This is a genomic window from Streptomyces sp. SP17BM10 (genome assembly GCF_036322405.1).
Classification (GTDB): domain Bacteria; phylum Actinomycetota; class Actinomycetes; order Streptomycetales; family Streptomycetaceae; genus Kitasatospora.
Genome location: NZ_JAQYXB010000596.1, coordinates 1 through 17,925 on the forward strand (window position 1 = coordinate 1; position 17,925 = coordinate 17,925).

At 70.4% G+C, this 17,925-nt stretch carries 17 protein-coding genes; 14 read left to right on the plus strand and 3 right to left on the minus strand.

What is annotated here, in order from left to right; translation table 11 throughout:
* From PUR71_RS21150 to PUR71_RS21160, 3 genes are all read left to right on the plus strand, one after another.
* Nucleotides 1-1,074, plus strand: a 1,074-nt coding sequence (locus PUR71_RS21150; RefSeq protein WP_329928635.1) for a vitamin B12 dependent-methionine synthase activation domain-containing protein, incomplete at its 5' end; no start/stop codon positions are given.
* A gap of 138 nt (nucleotides 1,075-1,212) precedes the next feature.
* On the plus strand, nucleotides 1,213-1,917 hold the full coding sequence (locus tag PUR71_RS21155) for an HAD family hydrolase (RefSeq protein WP_329928636.1): 705 nt from the start codon (nucleotides 1,213-1,215) through the stop codon (nucleotides 1,915-1,917).
* 289 nt (nucleotides 1,918-2,206) lie between these two features.
* Nucleotides 2,207-3,814 carry an ABC transporter substrate-binding protein gene (locus PUR71_RS21160; RefSeq protein ID WP_329928637.1) on the plus strand — a complete coding sequence of 536 codons (1,608 nt, stop codon included), beginning with the start codon at nucleotides 2,207-2,209 and terminating at the stop codon, nucleotides 3,812-3,814.
* Nucleotides 3,815-3,892: 78 nt separating this feature from the next.
* On the opposite strand, the gene PUR71_RS21165 is transcribed toward PUR71_RS21160, so the two are convergent.
* Both PUR71_RS21165 and PUR71_RS21170 read right to left on the minus strand, forming a co-directional pair.
* A complete protein-coding gene (locus PUR71_RS21165) occupies nucleotides 3,893-4,564 on the minus strand; it encodes a response regulator (protein WP_030299918.1) in 672 nt (223 codons plus the stop codon).
* The gene (locus PUR71_RS21170; protein ID WP_329928638.1) at nucleotides 4,564-5,469 is read right to left on the minus strand and encodes a RecB family exonuclease; all 906 of its coding nucleotides are present in this window, start codon (nucleotides 5,467-5,469) and stop codon (nucleotides 4,564-4,566) included. Before PUR71_RS21170 ends, PUR71_RS21165 begins: the two co-directional genes overlap by 1 nt.
* A 178-nt stretch (nucleotides 5,470-5,647) precedes the next feature.
* Between PUR71_RS21170 and PUR71_RS21175 the strand changes: the two genes are divergently transcribed.
* From PUR71_RS21175 to PUR71_RS21185, 3 genes are all read left to right on the plus strand, one after another.
* Nucleotides 5,648-6,865 (plus strand): site-2 protease family protein, encoded by a 1,218-nt coding sequence (locus PUR71_RS21175; RefSeq protein WP_329928639.1) that lies wholly within the window; start codon nucleotides 5,648-5,650, stop codon nucleotides 6,863-6,865.
* 46 nt (nucleotides 6,866-6,911) lie between these two features.
* The gene (locus PUR71_RS21180) at nucleotides 6,912-7,871 is read left to right on the plus strand and encodes a tRNA (adenine-N1)-methyltransferase (protein WP_329928640.1); all 960 of its coding nucleotides are present in this window, start codon (nucleotides 6,912-6,914) and stop codon (nucleotides 7,869-7,871) included.
* Nucleotides 7,872-8,000: 129 nt separating this feature from the next.
* Nucleotides 8,001-8,606, plus strand: a complete 606-nt coding sequence (locus PUR71_RS21185; RefSeq protein WP_329928641.1) for a hypothetical protein — start codon at nucleotides 8,001-8,003, stop codon at nucleotides 8,604-8,606.
* Between the two features lie 5 nt (nucleotides 8,607-8,611).
* Here the strand turns inward: PUR71_RS21185 and PUR71_RS21190 are convergent, their stop codons facing one another.
* A complete protein-coding gene (locus tag PUR71_RS21190; protein ID WP_329928642.1) occupies nucleotides 8,612-8,917 on the minus strand; it encodes a ferredoxin in 306 nt (101 codons plus the stop codon).
* 286 nt (nucleotides 8,918-9,203) lie between these two features.
* On the opposite strand from PUR71_RS21190, the gene arc reads away from it, so the two are divergent.
* The 8 genes from arc (at nucleotide 9,204) to PUR71_RS21230 (ending at nucleotide 17,903) form a co-directional block, all read left to right on the plus strand.
* The gene (gene arc, locus PUR71_RS21195) at nucleotides 9,204-10,970 is read left to right on the plus strand and encodes a proteasome ATPase (protein WP_329928643.1); all 1,767 of its coding nucleotides are present in this window, start codon (nucleotides 9,204-9,206) and stop codon (nucleotides 10,968-10,970) included.
* Nucleotides 10,971-11,218: 248 nt separating this feature from the next.
* Nucleotides 11,219-12,730 (plus strand): depupylase/deamidase Dop, encoded by a 1,512-nt coding sequence (dop, locus tag PUR71_RS21200; protein WP_329928644.1) that lies wholly within the window; start codon nucleotides 11,219-11,221, stop codon nucleotides 12,728-12,730.
* 174 nt (nucleotides 12,731-12,904) lie between these two features.
* Entirely contained in the window at nucleotides 12,905-13,123 is a 219-nt protein-coding gene (locus tag PUR71_RS21205) for a ubiquitin-like protein Pup (protein WP_329928645.1), read from the plus strand.
* A gap of 83 nt (nucleotides 13,124-13,206) precedes the next feature.
* A complete protein-coding gene (locus PUR71_RS21210) occupies nucleotides 13,207-13,719 on the plus strand; it encodes an endonuclease VII domain-containing protein (protein ID WP_329928735.1) in 513 nt (170 codons plus the stop codon).
* The gene (prcB, locus tag PUR71_RS21215) at nucleotides 13,671-14,513 is read left to right on the plus strand and encodes a proteasome subunit beta (protein WP_329928646.1); all 843 of its coding nucleotides are present in this window, start codon (nucleotides 13,671-13,673) and stop codon (nucleotides 14,511-14,513) included. Before PUR71_RS21210 ends, prcB begins: the two co-directional genes overlap by 49 nt.
* Before the next feature lie 31 nt (nucleotides 14,514-14,544).
* Nucleotides 14,545-15,303, plus strand: a complete 759-nt coding sequence (gene prcA, locus PUR71_RS21220; RefSeq protein ID WP_329928647.1) for a proteasome subunit alpha — start codon at nucleotides 14,545-14,547, stop codon at nucleotides 15,301-15,303.
* 115 nt (nucleotides 15,304-15,418) lie between these two features.
* Nucleotides 15,419-16,780, plus strand: coding sequence for a Pup--protein ligase (gene pafA / locus PUR71_RS21225; RefSeq protein ID WP_329928648.1), 1,362 nt, complete (start codon nucleotides 15,419-15,421; stop codon nucleotides 16,778-16,780).
* Nucleotides 16,781-16,916: 136 nt separating this feature from the next.
* Nucleotides 16,917-17,903 carry an FKBP-type peptidyl-prolyl cis-trans isomerase gene (locus PUR71_RS21230; protein WP_329928649.1) on the plus strand — a complete coding sequence of 329 codons (987 nt, stop codon included), beginning with the start codon at nucleotides 16,917-16,919 and terminating at the stop codon, nucleotides 17,901-17,903.
* The last annotated feature ends 22 nt before the right edge of the window (nucleotides 17,904-17,925 follow it).

Sequence of the window (17,925 nt, forward strand, 5' to 3'; positions counted from 1 at the left end):
CTGGCGGCCGACTACCCGGTGATCCTCGGCGGCGCCGCCCTCACCCGGGCCTACGTCGAGCAGGACCTCCACGAGATCTACGAGGGCGAAGTCCGCTACGCCCGCGACGCGTTCGAGGGCCTGCGGCTGATGGACGCGCTGATCGCGGTCAAGCGCGGCGTGCCCGGCGCGGTGCTGCCCGAGCTCAAGCAGCGCCGGCACGCGCGGGTCGAGGTGGAGGAGCCGGAGCCCGAGGTCAACCTCGGCCAGATCCGCTCGGACGTCGCCGTCGACAACACCGTCCCCACCCCGCCGTTCTGGGGCGATCGCATCGTCAAGGGCATCCCGTTCGCCGACTACGCGTCCTGGCTGGACGAGGACGCGCTGTTCAAGGGCCAGTGGGGCCTGAAGGCGGCGCGCAGCGGCGAGGGGCCGTCGTACGAGGAGCTGGTGGAGACCGAGGGCCGCCCGCGCCTGCGCGCCTGGCTGGACCGGCTCCAGACCGAGGGCTGGCTGGAGGCGGCCGTGGTCTACGGCTACTACCCGGCCAACTCCAAGGGCGACGACCTGATCGTCTTCCACGAGGACGGCACCGAGCGCACCCGCTTCACCTTCCCCCGCCAGCGGCGCGGGCGCCGACTGTGCCTGGCCGACTTCTTCCGCCCGGAGGAGTCCGGCGTGCGCGACGTCGTGGGCCTGCAGGTGGTCACCATGGGCAACCGGATCTCGGAGGCGGCCAACGAGCTGTTCGCCGGGAACTCCTACCGCGACTACCTGGAGCTGCACGGCCTCTCGGTGCAGCTGGCCGAGGCGCTGGCCGAGTTCTGGCACGCCCGGGTCCGCTACGAGCTCGGCTTCTCCGGCGAGGACCCGCAGGACGTCAAGGACATGTTCGCGCTCAAGTACCGCGGCGCCCGCTTCTCGCTCGGCTACGGCGCCTGCCCGGAGCTGGAGGACCGCGCCAAGATCGCCGAGCTGCTGAAGCCCGAGCGGATCGGCGTCGTGCTCTCCGAGGAGTTCCAGCTCCACCCCGAGCAGTCCACGGACGCGATCGTGATCCACCACCCCGAGGCGAAGTACTTCAACGCCCGGTAACCCCCACGCCGCTCTCCGTTCGCTCTTTTCCGGCGAACCGGGCGTATCCTTGATGATCCTGAACGGGCCGGTCCGCTCACCAGCGGGTCGGCCCGTGCCATCCCCGGAGCACGCGCGGGGCACCTCGGAAGGATCGCCATGACCAGCATCTCCACCGCCGTCGCGGCGCTCGACCACGGGAACGACCGCGGCCTGCAGGCGGTGCTGCTGGACATGGACGGGACGCTCGTCGACACCGAGGACTTCTGGTGGCAGGCCGAGGCCTCGCTCTTCGCCGAGCTCGGCTACGCGCTCGACGAGGCCGACCGCGCCCAGGTGGTCGGCGGCCCGATGACCCGGGTGATCGACTACCTGCTCGAAAGGACCGGCGTCGACCTCTCCGCGGCCGACCTGACCGTGCTCATCAACCAGCGCTTCGTCGACCTGCTGGGCGGCGGCGTGCCGCTCATGCCGGGCGCCGAGCGCCTCCTCAACACCCTTGCCGCGCACGGGATCCCGGCCGCCCTGGTGTCGGCCTCGCACCGGCACATCATCGACATCGTGCTGCGCTCGCTGGGCGCCGAGCACTTCGCCTTCACCGTCGCCGGGGACGAGGTGCCGCGCACCAAGCCGCACCCGGACCCGTACCTGGAGGCGGCCCGCCGACTGGGCGCCGACCCGGCCCGCTGCGTGGTGGTCGAGGACGCGCCGACCGGGGTGAAGGCGGCCGAGGCGGCCGGCTGCCCGGTGATCGCGGTGCCCTCGGTCGCGCGGATCGAGCCCGCCCCCGGGCGGCTGGTGCTGTCCTCGCTGGAGCAGGTCGACCTCGAACTGCTCCGCTCACTGGTCGCCTCGCGCGTGTGATTGTGGTCTCATTGCCCCGGCGGCCTACCGACCGGTAAGGGGCCCCGGGCGGCCCGATCCGATGGTCACCGGGGGAGAAAACGGGCATTGCCTGACAACTCGTCGGTGGGGCCGGGCTGCCCAGGAATACTGTGTCCCAAACGTCATCCGCGCGGGTATCGGTCGTGCGTGTTCGATATGGCACGCTACTCCAGTTCGTTCCCGCCCTCGCAGCCCTGCCACCGCCGCCGACGGGTACCCCCGGTCCCGGCGCCGGTCGCACGACGCGCACCCCAGAAGGACGCGCCCCGTGAAGACTTCCGCTGAACGCCTGGCAGTACTCGGCTGCGCCGGCCTGGTCGCCGTGACGGTGGCCGGCTGCGGATCCGTCACCGACGCGGTCAAGGGGGACGGCGGCAGCAAGTCGGTCACCATGGGCACCGCCCAGCTCACCAGCGTGCTCGACCCGGCCGGGGCCTACGACTCCGGCTCCTGGCTGATCCTGCGCAACGCCTTCCAGTCGCTGCTGGTCTTCCCCGCCGCCTCCAGCTCGCCCGTCCCGGACGCCGCGCAGTCCTGCGAGTTCACCGGCGGAGACTCCACCCAGTACCACTGCACGCTGCGCCCCGGCCTCAAGTTCTCCAACGGCCACCCGCTGACCGCCGCCGACGTCGTCTTCTCGATCGAGCGCACCAAGAAGATCAACGACAAGAACGGCCCCTCCGGGCTGCTGTCCTCGATCAAGTCGGTCGAGGCCAAGGGCGACAACGAGGTGGTCTTCCAGCTCACCGCGCCCGACGCGACCCTCCCGGCCAAGCTGGCCAGCCCGGTCGGCGCGATCGTCGACCACCAGGTGTACCCGGCCGACGCGCTGCTGCCCAACGGCAAGCTGATCGGCTCCGGCCCGTACAAGGTCGACTCGGTCGAGGCCCTGGGTGGCGGCGGCAAGAGCATCGGCAAGGTCGCGCTGTCGGCCAACGACAAGTACAGCGGCGACGTCAAGCTGCGGAACGACAAGTTCACCGTCCGCTACTACGACCAGGCCGCCGACCTGAAGACCGCGCTCGACAAGGGCGACGTCGACCTCACCGACGACAGCCTGGACCCGAACGCCGCCGCCCAGATCCGCTCCGACCAGCAGGGCGGCAAGACCGACCTCCAGGTCGTCGAGGGCGAGAGCAACAACACCCGCTCGCTGGTCTTCAACACCAAGGACGCGGTCGTCGGCAACGTCGCCGTCCGCCAGGCCGCCGCCACGCTGCTCGACCGCAAGGCGCTCGCCCGCGACGTCTTCGCCCGCACCGTCCAGCCGCTGTACTCGATGGTCCCGGCCGGCGTCACCGGCCACAACACCGTCTTCTTCGACAAGTACGGCGACCAGGACGTCAGCAAGGCCAAGAAGCTCCTCACCGACGCCAAGGTCCAGCTGCCCGTCAAGATCACCCTCACCTGGTCCCGCTCGCGGGCCGGCGCGGCCGAGGCCGACACGGTGAAGAAGCAGCTGGAGACCGGCGGCCTGTTCCAGGTGACGGTCCAGCAGGAGAGCGACTGGGACAAGTACAAGGCCGGCTTCGCCGACGGCAAGTACCAGGCCTACATCCTCGGCTGGTTCGCCGACTACCCGGACGCCGACAACTACATCAGCCCGCTGGTCGTCGACGGCGGCGTCTACCACGACGGCTGGGACGACCCGAGGATCAGCCAGAAGCTGGTGCCGGACGGCCTCAAGATGACCGACCGCGGCGCGGCGGCCGGCAACTACAACCAGATCCAGTCGATCGTCGCCGACAACGCGCCGCTCGTCCCGCTGTTCCAGGACAAGGCCTTCTACGCGGCCCGCTCCTACATCACCGGAGTCGAGTCCACCGTCGACACCACCGGCGTCTTCCGCTTCGGGGAGATCGGCCGCAGCAGGTAGCGCCGGACGGACGACGGCCCGTCCGCCTCCCGCACAGGGGAAGGCGGGCGGGCCGTCGTCGTCGGCGCGACGAACGCCCTACAGCGCGCCCGGACGCACCAGACCGCTCTCGTACGCGTACACCGCCGCCTGCACGCGGTCCCGCAGCTGGAGCTTCGTCAGGACGTGCCCCACGTGCGTCTTCACCGTCGTCTCGCTGACGAACAGCTCGGCCGCGATCTCCGCGTTCGACAGCCCGCGCGCCACCAGCTTGAGCACCTCCAGCTCCCGCTCGGTGAGCGCGTTCAGCGCCTGCGGCGGCGCCTCCTCGCCCGAGGGCAGCTTGGTGGCGTACATGTCCAGCAGCCGCCGGGTGATGCTCGGCGCCAGCATCGCCGCGCCGTCCGCGACCACCCGGATCGCCTGCACCAGCTCCTCGGCCGGCACGTCCTTCAGCAGGAAGCCACTGGCGCCCGCACGCAGCGCCTCCACCACGTACTCGTCCAGGTCGAACGTGGTCAGCACCAACACCTTGGCCGGGCCGTCCCGCCCAGGGCCGGCGATCCTGCGGGTCGCCTCGACGCCGTCCATCCTGGGCATCCGGATGTCCATCAGCACCACGTCGGGCTGCAGCGCCCGGACCTGGTCCAGCGCCTGCTGACCGTCGCCGGCCTCACCGACCACCACCAGGTCGGACTCGGCCTCCAGGATCATCCGGAAACCGGTGCGCAGCAGCGGCTGGTCGTCGACCAGCAGCACTCGGATCGTCACTAGGACTCCTTGCTCATCGGATCCCCCGTGGGATCGTCTTCCGATGTACGGGCCAACGGCAGCGGGTACGGCGGGGGCGTGCCGCCGAACTCCGGGCAGCTGGCCTGGTGGTCGCACCAGTCGCAGAGCCGGTTGCGGGTGGCCGGGAAGTCCCCGGTGGCGACCGCGTGGGTGATCCGCTCCCAGAGCGCACGCAGCTTGCGCTCCACGGCGAGCAGGTCCGCCTCGTCCGGGTCGTAGGAGACGACGTCCCCGCCCCCGCCGAGGTACACCAGCTGGAGCCGCTTGGGGATCACGCCCTTCCAGCGCCACACCACCAGCGCGTAGAACTTCATCTGGAACATCGCCTTGCCCTCGAAGTCCCGCGAGGGCGCCCGCCCGGTCTTGTAGTCCACGAGGCGCACCTCGCCGGTCGGGGCGACGTCGACCCGGTCGATGTAGCCGCGCAGCAGCAGACCCGACTCCAGGGCCGTCTCCACGTACAGCTCGCGCTCCACCGGGTGCAGCCGGGTCGGGTCCTCCAGCCGGAACCACTGGCCGACCAGCTTCTCGGCGTCCGCCAGCCAGCGGGTGAGCGCCGCGCCGTCCGGGTCGTCCGGGAACAGCCCGCCCAGCTCCGGACGCTCGCCGAGCAGCCGCTCCCACTGCGGACGCAGCAGGCCGAGCGCCCGCTCCGGCGTCCGCTCCACGGCAGGGCTGTCGAACAGCCGCTCCAGCACCGCGTGCACCAGCGTGCCCCGGGTCGCCGCCGCGCTCGGCGGCTCCGGCAGCCGGTCGATCACCCGCAGCCGGTACAGCAACGGGCAGGTGAGGAAGTCACCCGCGCGGGACGGGGACAGGCCGGTCGGGGGCGCCGCCGGGCGCGCCGGGGACCCGGCGGCACTGGTGGTGTCGGTCTGCTGCATGCACCCGACCCTATTGCCCTTCGCTGTCATCCCGCTGCCACCGTGCTGCCACGGCCCTGAACGGGGACCGCCGCAGTGGGTATGCAGTGAGACAGAGGGGCGCACGGCGCCGCGCCGCCGAGATCACGTAGCGTGGGCACACCGGCGCAACTCGGGGGAGTCGACCGAAGGGATCACGGTGAGCGACAGCAGGGGGCAGCAGACCTCCGACCAGCCGCCGCACGGCGGTGATCGCCCGCCCGCCCGGCCGCCGGAGCCACGGGAGCGGGGCGGCGGCATCCTCATGGGCCGCCCGTTCGGGGTGCCCGTCTACGTCACCCCCTCCTGGTTCGTCATCGCGGCCCTGATCACCTGGGTCTTCGGGGGCCAGCTGAACGACGTCCTGCCCGACCTCGGCGGCTCGCGCTACCTCGTCGCCTTCTCCTTCGCCGTCGCCTTCTACGCCTCCGTCCTGGTGCACGAGCTCGCCCACACGCTGGTCGCGCTGCGCTACCGCCTCGGCGTGCGCCGCATCCAGCTCCAGTTCTTCGGCGGCGTCTCCGAGATCGAGAACGACGCCCAGACGCCCTGGCGCGAGTTCTGGCTGGCCTTCGTCGGCCCGCTGCTGTCCCTCGCCCTCGGCGGGATCTTCTACCTCGCCATGCAAGCCGTCGAGCTCTCCACGGTGCCCGGAGTGCTGCTCACCGGCCTGATGGTCTCCAACCTCGTCGTCGCCGCCTTCAACCTGCTGCCCGGACTGCCGCTGGACGGCGGCCGGATGCTGCGCGCGGTCGTCTGGGCCCTCACCGGCAAGCCGATGACCGGCACCGTCGCCGCCGCCTGGGTCGGACGGGCACTGGCCGTCGCCGTCCTCATCGTGCTGCCCCTGGTCAGCGCCTCCCGCGGGGTCCAGCGGACCGCCACCGACACCCTCGTCGACGCCGTCATCGCCGCCGTCCTGGCCGCGATCATCTGGAACGGCGCCGGCGCCAGCCTGCGCAACGCCCGGCTCAAGGAGGCCCTGCCCGGCCTGCGGCTGCGCGACCTCGCCCGCCGCACCGTCGACGTCACCGCCGACACCCCGCTCGGCGAGGCCATGCGGCGCGCCCGCGAGGCACAGGCCGGAGCCGTCGTCGTGGTGGACGGCCGGGGCGAGCCGATCGCGATCGTCCGCGAATCCGCCGTGCGCGCCGTACCCGAACACCGCCGCCCCTGGGTCGCCGTCGGCCCCCTCGCCCGCGACCTCGAACCCGGCCTGCGGCTCAGCGCCGACCTCACCGGCGAGGACCTCCTGAACGCGGTCCGCGCCACCCCGGCCGGCGAGTACCTGGTCGTCGAGCCCGACGGCCGGGTCTACGGCGTCGTCGCACTCACCGACATCGAACAGCGCCTCACCGCCGCCGTCGCCGGCCGCTAGGGGGGCCCGGCGGGCGGGAGGGCACACTTCCCTTAGGATTGGCCGCATGTCCGAACCGACCGGTGCCGCCCGCCGACGCGGGCCCTTCCAGGTCGGGGACCAGGTCCAGCTGACCGACCCCAAGGGTCGCCACTACACGTTCACGCTCCAGGCCGGGAACCAGTTCCACACCCACAAGGGTGCGTTCCCCCACGACGAGCTGATCGGCGCCCCCGAGGGCACGGTCGTGCGCACCACGGGGAACGTCCCGTACCTCGCGCTGCGTCCCCTGCTCCCCGACTACGTCCTGTCCATGCCGCGCGGCGCCGCCGTGATCTACCCCAAGGACGCGGGTCAGATCCTCGCGATGGCCGACATCTTCGCGGGCGCCCGCGTGGTGGAGGCCGGCGTGGGATCCGGCGCGCTCAGCACCTACCTGCTCCGCGCCGTCGGCGAGCAGGGCATGCTGGCCTCCTACGAGCGTCGGCAGGACTTCGCCGACATCGCCAAGGGCAACGTCGAGCGCTACTTCGGCGGCTCCCACCCGGCGTGGAAGCTCACCGTCGGCGACCTCCAGGACAACCTGGTCGAGACCGACGTCGACCGCATCATCCTCGACATGCTCGCCCCCTGGGAATGCCTGGACGTCGCCTCCAAGGCGCTCGTCCCCGGCGGACTCATCTGCTGCTACGTGGCCACCACCACGCAGATGTCCAAGACCGTCGAGGCACTGCGCGACCACGGCACCTTCACCGAGCCGCAGGCCTGGGAGACCATGGTCCGCACCTGGCACCTGGAGGGCCTCGCGGTCCGCCCCGATCACCGGATGATCGGCCACACCGGCTTCCTGCTCACCGCCCGCCGCCTCGCCGACGGCGTCGAGCCGCCGCTGCGCCGCCGCCGCCCGGCCAAGGGCGCGTACGGCGAGGACTACGACAACGGCTCGCCCGAGCCGACCCTGGAGGAGCGCGCGGCGGCCCGGGCCGCCGCCCGCGCCGCCGCGGCCGAGGAGACCGACCTCGGCTGACGCACGACCGTCCGCAGGGGTGGCACGGCCCGGCCGTGCCACCCCTGCGGCGTTCCCGCCCCGGTCACCGCACCGCCGTCGTGATGTGGGACGATGCCACCTCACACAGACCACTGGAGGGGACGCCTGGTGGAGATCGCGGTCGGGACGACGGCTGGACAGCAGACCCCGGCGGGCCGCACCCGGCCCGGCCACGTTCGAACCGCCCCGTGGCACTGGGCCCTCGCCCTCGCGGGCTGCGGAGCGGTCGTCGCGAGCGCCCTCGCCGCCTCGCCCGCCACCGGTACCCCGGTGCCCCGCCACGGCAGCGGCCCCAAGGCCGCCCCGAGCGCCCTCGCCCCCGACCCGGCCAAGGCCCAACTCCCCCTCGACTGCGGTCCCTTCCCGGTCAAGCCGACCGTCAGCATGGCCGCCGACCTCGGCGACGGCCGGCCCAGCACCGTCGTCGCCGCGCACTGCGCCGCCGAGACCGGCACCCCGCCGGACGCCGTCTACCTCCTCGGCGGCACCGCCGAACGGCCCGTCGTCCTCGCCACCCTCGTCTCCGAACGCGAGAACCTCACCGTCACCAGGCTCGCCCTGCGCTCCGACGGCACCATCACCGGCCACGCACAGGGGTATTCGAGCGACGACGTCCCGCGCTTCGACCCCGACGTCTCACTCGACCTCACCTGGACGCACAGGGGCGGCGGCTGGGTGCGCACCCAGACCGCCGCCCCGAACACCCGGACCTGAACCGCCTATTCCTCGGCGTCCGGCCCGTACACCTCCACCCGGTCGGCGACCCGGCGCACGTGGATGCAGTCGCCGGGGCACTCCTTCGCCGAGTCCACCACGTCCTGAAGCAGCGTCAGCGGCACCGGGGCCGTCTCCCCGGGCTGCTGGCGCAGTTCGTCGTCCGGCCCCTTCACGTACGCGAGGCCGTCGATGTCGAGCTCGAACACCTCGGGCGCGTACTGCGCGCAGATGCCGTCGCCGGTGCACAGGTCCTGGTCGATCCACACCTCCAGGGCCTCGTCCGCCGCCGTCCGTCCGGTCACCGACATCGCTGTTCTCCGCCGTTTCTGTCCCGGGTCGCCCCCTTCCGGGGGCAATCCCGCCATTCGTACAACGATCGGACCGAGGCTCCCGGTCGCGATCGGATATCGACTCGCTCGACGATACATCTGGTCGGCTTTGGGCGGTGCGCGGTGGGTATCCCCTTAGCAGAGGGGAAGCACGCAGGGCGAAGATCGGACACGCCCGTTCCATCTTTCTTGATCTAGGGGTTTACGGACCCCTGGTCCCAGGTAGGGTCTGGAAGCGTCCAGCTCCCCGGAGGAGGTGAGGACCGTGGCAGCCCACGATGACGACTACAACCGCAGCACCGGCAGGCCCGCTCGTGGTTCCGACGAGGCCGCTCAGGTCTCGTACCTTGAGCAGGAAATCGCCGTGCTGCGCCGCAAGCTCGCCGACTCGCCGCGCAATTCGAGAATCCTCGAAGAGCGGATCGTCGAGCTCCAGACCAACCTGGCCGGCGTGACCGCCCAGAACGAACGACTCGCCTCCACGCTGCGCGAGGCCCGCGACCAGATCGTGGCCCTCAAGGAAGAGGTGGACCGGCTGGCCCAGCCGCCCGCCGGCTTCGGCACCTTCCTGCAGGCGAACGAGGACGGCACCGCCGACATCTTCACCGGCGGTCGCAAGCTCCGCGTCAACGTCAGCCCCAACGTCGAACTCGACGTGCTGCGGCGCGGCCAGGAAGTGATGCTCAACGAGGCCCTCAACATCGTGGACGCGATGGCCTTCGAGCGCATCGGCGAGATCGTCACCCTCAAGGAGATCCTCGAGGACGGCGAACGCGCCCTGGTCATCGGCCACACCGACGAGGAACGCGTGGTGCGCCTCGCCGAACCGCTGCGCGAGGTCACCATCAGGGCCGGGGACGCACTGCTGCTGGAGCCCCGCTCCGGCTACGTGTACGAGGTCGTGCCGAAGTCCGAGGTCGAGGAGCTCGTCCTCGAAGAGGTCCCGGACATCGACTACCGCCAGATCGGCGGCCTGAGCAACCAGATCGAGCAGATCCGCGACGCGGTCGAGCTGCCGTACCTGCACGCCGACCTCTTCAAGGAGTACGAGCTGCGCCCGCCCAAGGGCGTCCTGCTCTACGGCCCGCCCGGCTGCGGCAAGACGCTGATCGCCAAGGCGGTCGCCAACTCGCTGGCCAAGAAGGTCGCCGAGGTCACCGGCCGCCCCCAGGGCAAGAGCTACTTCCTCAACATCAAGGGCCCCGAGCTGCTCAACAAGTACGTGGGCGAGACCGAGCGGCAGATCCGCCTGGTCTTCCAGCGGGCCCGGGAGAAGGCGAGCGAGGGCACGCCCGTCATCGTCTTCTTCGACGAGATGGAGTCGCTGTTCCGCACCCGCGGCTCGGGTGTCAGCTCGGACGTGGAGAACACCATCGTCCCGCAGCTGCTGGCCGAGATCGACGGCGTGGAGGGTCTGGAGAACGTCATCGTCATCGGCGCCTCCAACCGCGAGGACATGATCGACCCGGCGATCCTGCGGCCCGGCCGCCTGGACGTCAAGATCAAGATCGAGCGCCCGGACGCCGAGGCCGCGAAGGACATCTTCTCCAAGTACCTGAAGGGCTCGCTGCCCTTCCACCCCGACGACCTCAAGGAGCACGACGGCTCGATCGAGGCCACCGTGGCCGCCATGATCCAGTCGGTCGTGGAGCGGATGTACTCGGAGACCGAGGACAACCGCTTCCTGGAGGTCACCTACGCCAACGGGGACAAGGAGGTCCTGTACTTCAAGGACTTCAACTCCGGCGCGATGATCCAGAACATCGTCGACCGCGCGAAGAAGATGGCCATCAAGGACTTCCTCGACCACGGCCAGCGCGGCCTGCGCGTCTCCCACCTGCTCGCCGCCTGCGTGGACGAGTTCAAGGAGAACGAGGACCTCCCCAACACCACCAACCCGGACGACTGGGCCCGCATCTCCGGCAAGAAGGGCGAGCGGATCGTCTTCATCCGCACGCTGGTCACCGGCAAGCAGGGCGCCGAGTCCGGCCGCTCCATCGACACCGTCGCCAACACGGGGCAGTACCTGTAACCGCACCACTCTTCTCTTCCGATCCGCAGGACGAGGCCGGCGCCTGGTCCCCGGAACAGCACGCACCCCGTCCGGCTGTGGCGCCTCGCGGCCCCGCAGCCGGACGGCGCGTCTCGGGGCCCGGCCGTCGGCCCCGCGTTCTAGGCTCGACGCACCGTTCGCGGGCAGACCGCCGGCACCGGTGTTGTTCAGCGGTACGTCAGCGTGTTCCGCCCAGGGAGGCGGCACACCGGGGCAAGGAGGGCCGCATGACCGTACGGCGCGTGATGGGCATCGAGACCGAGTACGGGATCTCCGTGCCCGGCCACCCCAACGCCAACGCCATGCTCACCTCGTCCCAGATCGTCAACGCGTACGCGGCGGCGATGCACCGGGCCAGGCGGGCCCGCTGGGACTTCGAGGAGGAGAACCCGCTGCGCGACGCACGGGGCTTCGACCTCGCGCGCGAGGTGGCGGACGCCAGCCAGCTGACCGACGAGGACATCGGCCTCGCCAACGTCATCCTCACCAACGGGGCCCGGTTCTACGTGGACCACGCGCACCCCGAGTACAGCTCGCCCGAGGTCACCAACCCGCGCGACGCCGTGCTGTGGGACAAGGCCGGCGAACGGATCATGGCGGCCGCGGCCCAGCGCGCGCTGGAACTGCCCAACGGGCAGACCATCCACCTGTACAAGAACAACACCGACAACAAGGGCGCCTCCTACGGCACCCACGAGAACTACCTGATGAAGCGGGCGACGCCCTTCGCCGACATCGTCCGCCACCTCACCCCGTTCTTCGTCTCCCGCCAGGTGGTCACCGGCGCCGGCCGGGTCGGCATCGGCCAGGACGGCTCCGCCCACGGCTTCCAGATCAGCCAGCGGGCCGACTACTTCGAGGTCGAGGTCGGCCTGGAGACCACCCTCAAGCGGCCGATCATCAACACCCGCGACGAACCGCACGCCGACGCCGAGAAGTACCGCCGGCTGCACGTGATCATCGGGGACGCCAACCTCTCCGAGATCTCCACCTACCTCAAGCTGGGCACCACCGCGCTGGTCCTGTCGATGATCGAGGACGCCTTCATCGCCTCCGACCTCGCCGTCGACCAACCGGTGCGCACCCTGCACCGGGTCTCCCACGACCCGACGCTCAAGCACCTGATCACCCTGCGCAACGGGCGCAAGCTCACCGCCGTCCAACTGCAGCTGGAGTACTTCGAGCTCGCGCGCAAGTACGTCGAGGACCGCTTCGGCACCGACGCGGACGAGCAGACGGTGGACGTCCTGGCGCGCTGGGAGGACGTCCTCGGCCGGCTGGAGCGCGACCCGATGTCGCTCTCCCGCCAGCTGGACTGGATCGCCAAGCGGGAGATCCTGGAGGGCTACCGCAGCCGCGACGCCCTGGAGTGGGACAACCCGCGGCTGCACCTGGTGGACCTCCAGTACAGCGACGTGCGGGCCGAGAAGGGCCTCTACAACCGCCTGGTGGCCCGCGGCAGGTTCGAGCGGCTGGTCACCGAGGAGGAGGTCGAGCGGGCCGTCTCCGAGCCGCCGGAGGACACCAGGGCGTACTTCCGCGGGCGCTGCCTGGACCAGTACGCGGAGCACGTGGCGGCGGCGTCCTGGGACTCGGTCATCTTCGACCTGCCCGGCCGCGACTCGCTGCAGAGGGTGCCCACCCTGGAGCCCCTGCGCGGCACCCGCAACCACGTCAAGGCACTGCTGGACCGCTGCCGGACGGCCGAGGACCTGCTCCGGGTCCTCTCCGGCGGGTAACTTTTCGATCACCACGGGTGAACGTCCGCCGAATGGGAATCATCCGGGGTGGCAGCGGGTGTTGGACAGGAAGCGCCACCGGCAAACCGGGAGCGGCAGTCGCACCTTGTGTATAGGGTCGGTGCAACGAGCAGTGACCCAACCGTGCCAGACGATTCGAGCGGGGTGAGGGAAATGGCGAGCAAGGACACCGGCGGCGGCCAGCAGCGGGCGAACCGCTCTTCCGAGGAGGTCGAGGAGCAGGTCGCGGAAACCCAGAATTCCGACGACCTCAAGGAGCGCCAGGAAAAGCTCGACGACGACGTCGACGCCGTGCTGGACGAAATCGACGAAGTGCTCGAGTCGAACGCCGAAGATTTCGTGAGGGGATTTGTCCAGAAGGGTGGACAATGACCCGAATGTCCGATTCTGAAAATCGGGCATGGCGCGGGCGTTGCCGACAGTGGCTTTCCGAGGATTTCGCGAGCAATAGGGCGATGCCGAACGGGCTGCAGTTCTATGGCCGGGAATGCTCGGCGGAATACTATCGGCAGCGTCGGCTGGCCAAAGGTAAAGCCGTTCGGCAGCGCGTCGCGGTCCCGGAAGGGCGCAAGCGCTGTCCGCAGGGTGGGGAAGTCCGCCCCCACTCCGAGTGGGGGCGGAATCGCACCTCGCCAGATGGTTACGCGGCGCCTTGCAAGGCGTGCCGAAAGGTCGATGGCCGGCGGCAGTATTTCAAAGGGACGCACGGACTGACCGGGGCCGGGCCGGCGGGGTTGTTCGCCGAGCAGCACGGGATCTGCGCTATCCGCCTCGAGCGGCGGGCGGAGCACGTGGATCACGACCATGAAACGGGTAGGGTCCGTGGTGTCCTCTGTTTCGCCTGTAACGCCGCTCTGGGGCAGCTGAGGGACCGGCCCGACGTGCTTCGGAGGGCTGCCGACTACCTGGAAGGAATCGTGTGGAAGCCAACACTCGTGGCACCGGGCGTCTACCGGCTGCCTTCCTGACCCCGGGGTCCTCCTCGTTCCTCGACTTCCTCGCCGAGCACAAGCCGGAGTTGATCCCCGGCCGGCGCGGACTGCCCGAGGGCACGGTGGTCGAGGCCCCGCACGGGACCACGATCGTCGCCGCGGTGTTCGACGGCGGTGTGGTGATCGCCGGTGACCGCCGGGCCACCATGGGCAACGTGATCGCCCAGCGGGACATCGAGAAGGTGTTCCCGGCCGACGAGTACAGCGCGGTCGGCATCGCCGGCACCGCCGGCCTCGCGGTCGAGATGGTCCGGCTGTTCCAGCTGGAGCTGGAGCACTACGAGAAGATCGAGGGCGCCACGCTCTCGCTGGAGGGCAAGGCCAACCGGCTCACCAGCATGATCCGCGGCAACCTCGGCATGGCGATGCAGGGCCTCGCGGTGGTGCCGATGTTCGCCGGCTACGACCTCGAGCTCGGACGCGGCCGGATCTTCGGCTACGACGTCACCGGCGGGCGCTCCGAGGAGCGCGGCTTCGCGGCCGTCGGTTCCGGCTCGGTGTTCGCCCGCGGCTCGATGAAGAAGCTCTACCGGGAGGACCTGACGGCCGACCAGGCCGCCACCCTGGTCGTCCAGGCGCTCTACGACGCGGCCGACGACGACTCCGCCACCGGCGGTCCCGACATGGCCCGCAAGATCTACCCGATCGTCTCGCTGATCACCGCGGACGGCTTCCGCCGGCTCACCGAGCCGGAGGTCGCGCAGATCGCCGTCTCCATCACCGACCAGCGCCTCGCCCACCCCAACGGCCCGCAGGCCCCGCTGCTCTAGCCGCTACCTCACAGGAAAGGGACGACCGCCGGTGTCGACACCGTTCTACGTCTCGCCCCAGCAGGCCATGGCGGACCGCGCGGAGTACGCCCGCAAGGGCATCGCGCGCGGTCGCAGCGTGGTCGTGCTCACCTACGCCGACGGCATCGTCTTCGTCGCGGAGAACACCTCGCGGGCGCTGCACAAGGTCTCCGAGATCTACGACAAGATCGCCTTCGCGGCGGTCGGTCGCTACAACGAGTTCGAGAACCTGCGCATCGGCGGCGTGCGCTACGCCGACCTGCGCGGCTACTCCTACGACCGGGCCGACGTCACGGCCCGGGGCCTCGCCAACGTCTACGCCCAGACGCTCGGCACGATCTTCTCCTCGGTCGGCGAGAAGCCGTACGAGGTCGAGCTGATCGTGGCCGAGGTCGGCCGGACGACGGAGGAGGACCAGATCTACCGCCTCACCCCGGACGGCTCGATCGTCGACGAGAAGAACTACGTGGTGGTCGGCGGCAGCGCCGACTCCATCGGCAACTACCTGGGCCAGCGCCACCGCGCCGGCATGGCGCTGGGCGAGGCGGTGCGGATCGCCGTCGACTCCCTGGCCCGGGACCCCAACGGCGGCAGCGCCCGCACCCTGACGCCGGAACAGCTGGAGGTGGCCGTCCTCGACCGCCAGCGGTTCCAGCAGCGGAAGTTCAAGCGGATCCTGGGCGGCCAGCTCGGCCGGCTGCTCGACGGGGAGCAGTCCGCGGCGGACGACGAGGAAGGTCCGGCGGCCACCCCGCCGTCGGACGAGTAGTGCCTTCGGAGTCCCGTGCGGCGAGCGATCGTCGCACGGGACTCCGGTGCCCCTGCGGCGGTTCGCCCGTCGTGGAGGCGGTTTCGGACAGCTCCGACAGGAAGAAGGAGTGCTCATGGACCGCCGGATCTTCGGGCTGGAGAACGAGTACGGGGTCACCTGCACGTTCCGCGGGCAGCGGCGGCTGTCGCCGGACGAGGTGGCGCGGTACCTCTTCCGCCGCGTCGTCTCCTGGGGCCGCAGCAGCAACGTGTTCCTGCGCAACGGCGCCCGGCTGTACCTCGACGTCGGCTCCCACCCCGAGTACGCCACCCCCGAATGCGACGACGTGGTCGAGCTGGTGACGCACGACAAGGCGGGCGAGCGCATCCTCGAAGGGCTCCTGGTGGACGCCGAGCGGCGGCTGCACGAGGAGGGCATCGCGGGGGACGTCTACCTCTTCAAGAACAACACCGACTCGGCCGGCAACTCCTACGGCTGCCACGAGAACTACCTGGTGGCCCGGCACGGCGAGTTCTCACGGCTGGCCGACGTGCTCATCCCGTTCCTCGTCACCCGCCAACTGATCTGCGGTGCGGGCAAGGTGCTGCAGACGCCGCGCGGCGCGGTGTACTGCGTGAGCCAGCGGGCCGAGCACATCTGGGAGGGCGTCAGCTCCGCCACCACCCGCTCCCGTCCGATCATCAACACCCGCGACGAACCGCACGCGGACGCCGAGCGCTACCGCCGGCTGCACGTGATCGTGGGCGACTCCAACATGTCGGAGACCACGATGCTGCTCAAGGTCGGTGCCACCGACCTGGTGCTCCGGCTGATCGAGGCCGGCGTGGTGATGCGCGACCTCACCCTGGAGAACCCGATCCGGGCGATCCGCGAGGTCAGCCACGACCTCACCGGCACCCACCAGGTGCGGCTCGCCAACGGCCGGGAGGCCAGCGCGCTGGACATCCAGGAGGAGTACTACACCAAGGCGCTGGAGTTCGCGGACCGCAAGGGCATCAACACCGGCACCATCGCCCGGGTCCTCGACCTGTGGGGCCGCACCCTGGAGGCGGTGCGGAGCGAGCGGCTGGACGGGGTGGCCACCGAGATCGACTGGATCATGAAGTACAAGCTCATCGAGCGCTACCGCGAGAAGCACCAGATGAGCATGTCGAACCCGCGGGTGGCGCAGATCGACCTCGCCTACCACGACATCCACCGTCGCCGCGGACTGTTCTACCTGCTGCAAGGCAAGGGGCAGGCGCAGCGGGTGACGACGGACCTGAAGACCTTCGAGGCGAAGTCGATCCCGCCGCAGACGACCCGGGCCCGGCTGCGCGGGGACTTCATCCGCCGGGCGCAGGAGCAGCGCCGGGACTTCACGGTGGACTGGGTGCACCTGAAGCTGAACGACCAGGCGCAGCGCACGGTGCTGTGCAAAGACCCGTTCCGTTCGGTGGACGAGCGGGTGGAGAAGCTGATCGCGGGGATGTGATCGAAGGGTCGTGGCCGGGCGCCATGATCGAGTCCGTGGAGCCGGCCCCGGTGGTGTCTACCGGGGCCGGACCCGTGCGGGGCTTACGCTGTCCGTCGAGTCCGGAGACCGACTTCGAACGACAGTGAGGACCACCGTGCGCCGCACCGCCGGGTTGCTGATCACTCTTCCGCTGCTGCTGGCGGTCGCCTGCAGCAGCTCGACCAAGGCGGCCGGCCCGGCGACGCCGACGACGGCGAGTGCGGCTCCGACCGTTCCGACTCCGGTCAACGAGGCTTCGCCGATGCCCACCCTTTCGGGGGGCGGTTACGGCAGCAAGGCGACGATCACCCTGCCCGAGGGGCAGCCGAGCGGCCAGTTCGTGGTGAACACGGTCAGTGAGGGTGACCGGGCGGCGGTGAACAAGGGTGACTGGGTGACGGTCAACTACACGGCGAAGGACTGGACGACCGGCAAGGATCTGCCGAGTTCGTACGACGCGGGCGGCAAGCCGCAGTTGTACCAGGCGGGGAGCGGTCAGCTGGTGCCGGCCTTCGACCAGAGCGTGATCGGGAAGAAGGTGGGCAGTCGGCTGCTGGTGGTGGCCCCGCCGGCGGCGGCGTTCGGTGACCAGGGCAGCAGCCAGCTCGGCGTCGCCAAGGGCGACACGGTGGTGTTCGTGCTGGACATCATGGAGAGCCTGCCGCAGGACTCGACGCTGAGCGGTGCGATGACCCAGGCGCCGGCGAACCTGCCGCAGGTCAAGGACAACGGCAAGGCCGCGGTGACGATCACCGTGCCGGCCGGGCAGGCCGCGCCGACCGATCTCCAGCAGGCGGTGCTGATCAAGGGTGAGGGCAAGCAGGTCAAGAGCGGGCAGACGCTGGTGGTGCAGTACACCGGGGTGCTGTGGAGCAATGGCCAGCAGTTCGACTCGTCCTGGACGCACGGCGGCGCGCAGGCGGTGCAGATCGGCACCGGGAGTGTGATCGAGGGCTGGGACAAGGGCCTGGTGGGCCAGAACGTCGGCAGCCGGGTGCTGCTGGTGGTGCCGCCCGCACTGGGGTACAAGGACCAGGCGCAGGGTTCGGTGCCGGCGAACTCCACGCTGGTGTTCGTGATCGACATTCTCGAAGCGGTCTAGGAAGACTCCCGCCGGATTCCGT

Excerpts from the sequence above, each read along its gene's own strand:
- dop (WP_329928644.1), top strand. The coding sequence starts at position 11,219 with ATGACCGTACGGCGCGTGATGGGCATCGAGACCGAGTACGGGATCTCC.
- PUR71_RS21205 (WP_329928645.1), top strand. The coding sequence starts at position 12,905 with ATGGCGAGCAAGGACACCGGCGGCGGCCAGCAGCGGGCGAACCGCTCT.
- PUR71_RS21170 (WP_329928638.1), bottom strand. The coding sequence starts at position 5,469 with ATGCAGCAGACCGACACCACCAGTGCCGCCGGGTCCCCGGCGCGCCCG.
- pafA (WP_329928648.1), top strand. The coding sequence starts at position 15,419 with ATGGACCGCCGGATCTTCGGGCTGGAGAACGAGTACGGGGTCACCTGC.
- PUR71_RS21190 (WP_329928642.1), bottom strand. The coding sequence starts at position 8,917 with ATGTCGGTGACCGGACGGACGGCGGCGGACGAGGCCCTGGAGGTGTGG.
- PUR71_RS21210 (WP_329928735.1), top strand. The coding sequence starts at position 13,207 with ATGCCGAACGGGCTGCAGTTCTATGGCCGGGAATGCTCGGCGGAATAC.
- PUR71_RS21155 (WP_329928636.1), top strand. The coding sequence starts at position 1,213 with ATGACCAGCATCTCCACCGCCGTCGCGGCGCTCGACCACGGGAACGAC.
- PUR71_RS21180 (WP_329928640.1), top strand. The coding sequence starts at position 6,912 with ATGTCCGAACCGACCGGTGCCGCCCGCCGACGCGGGCCCTTCCAGGTC.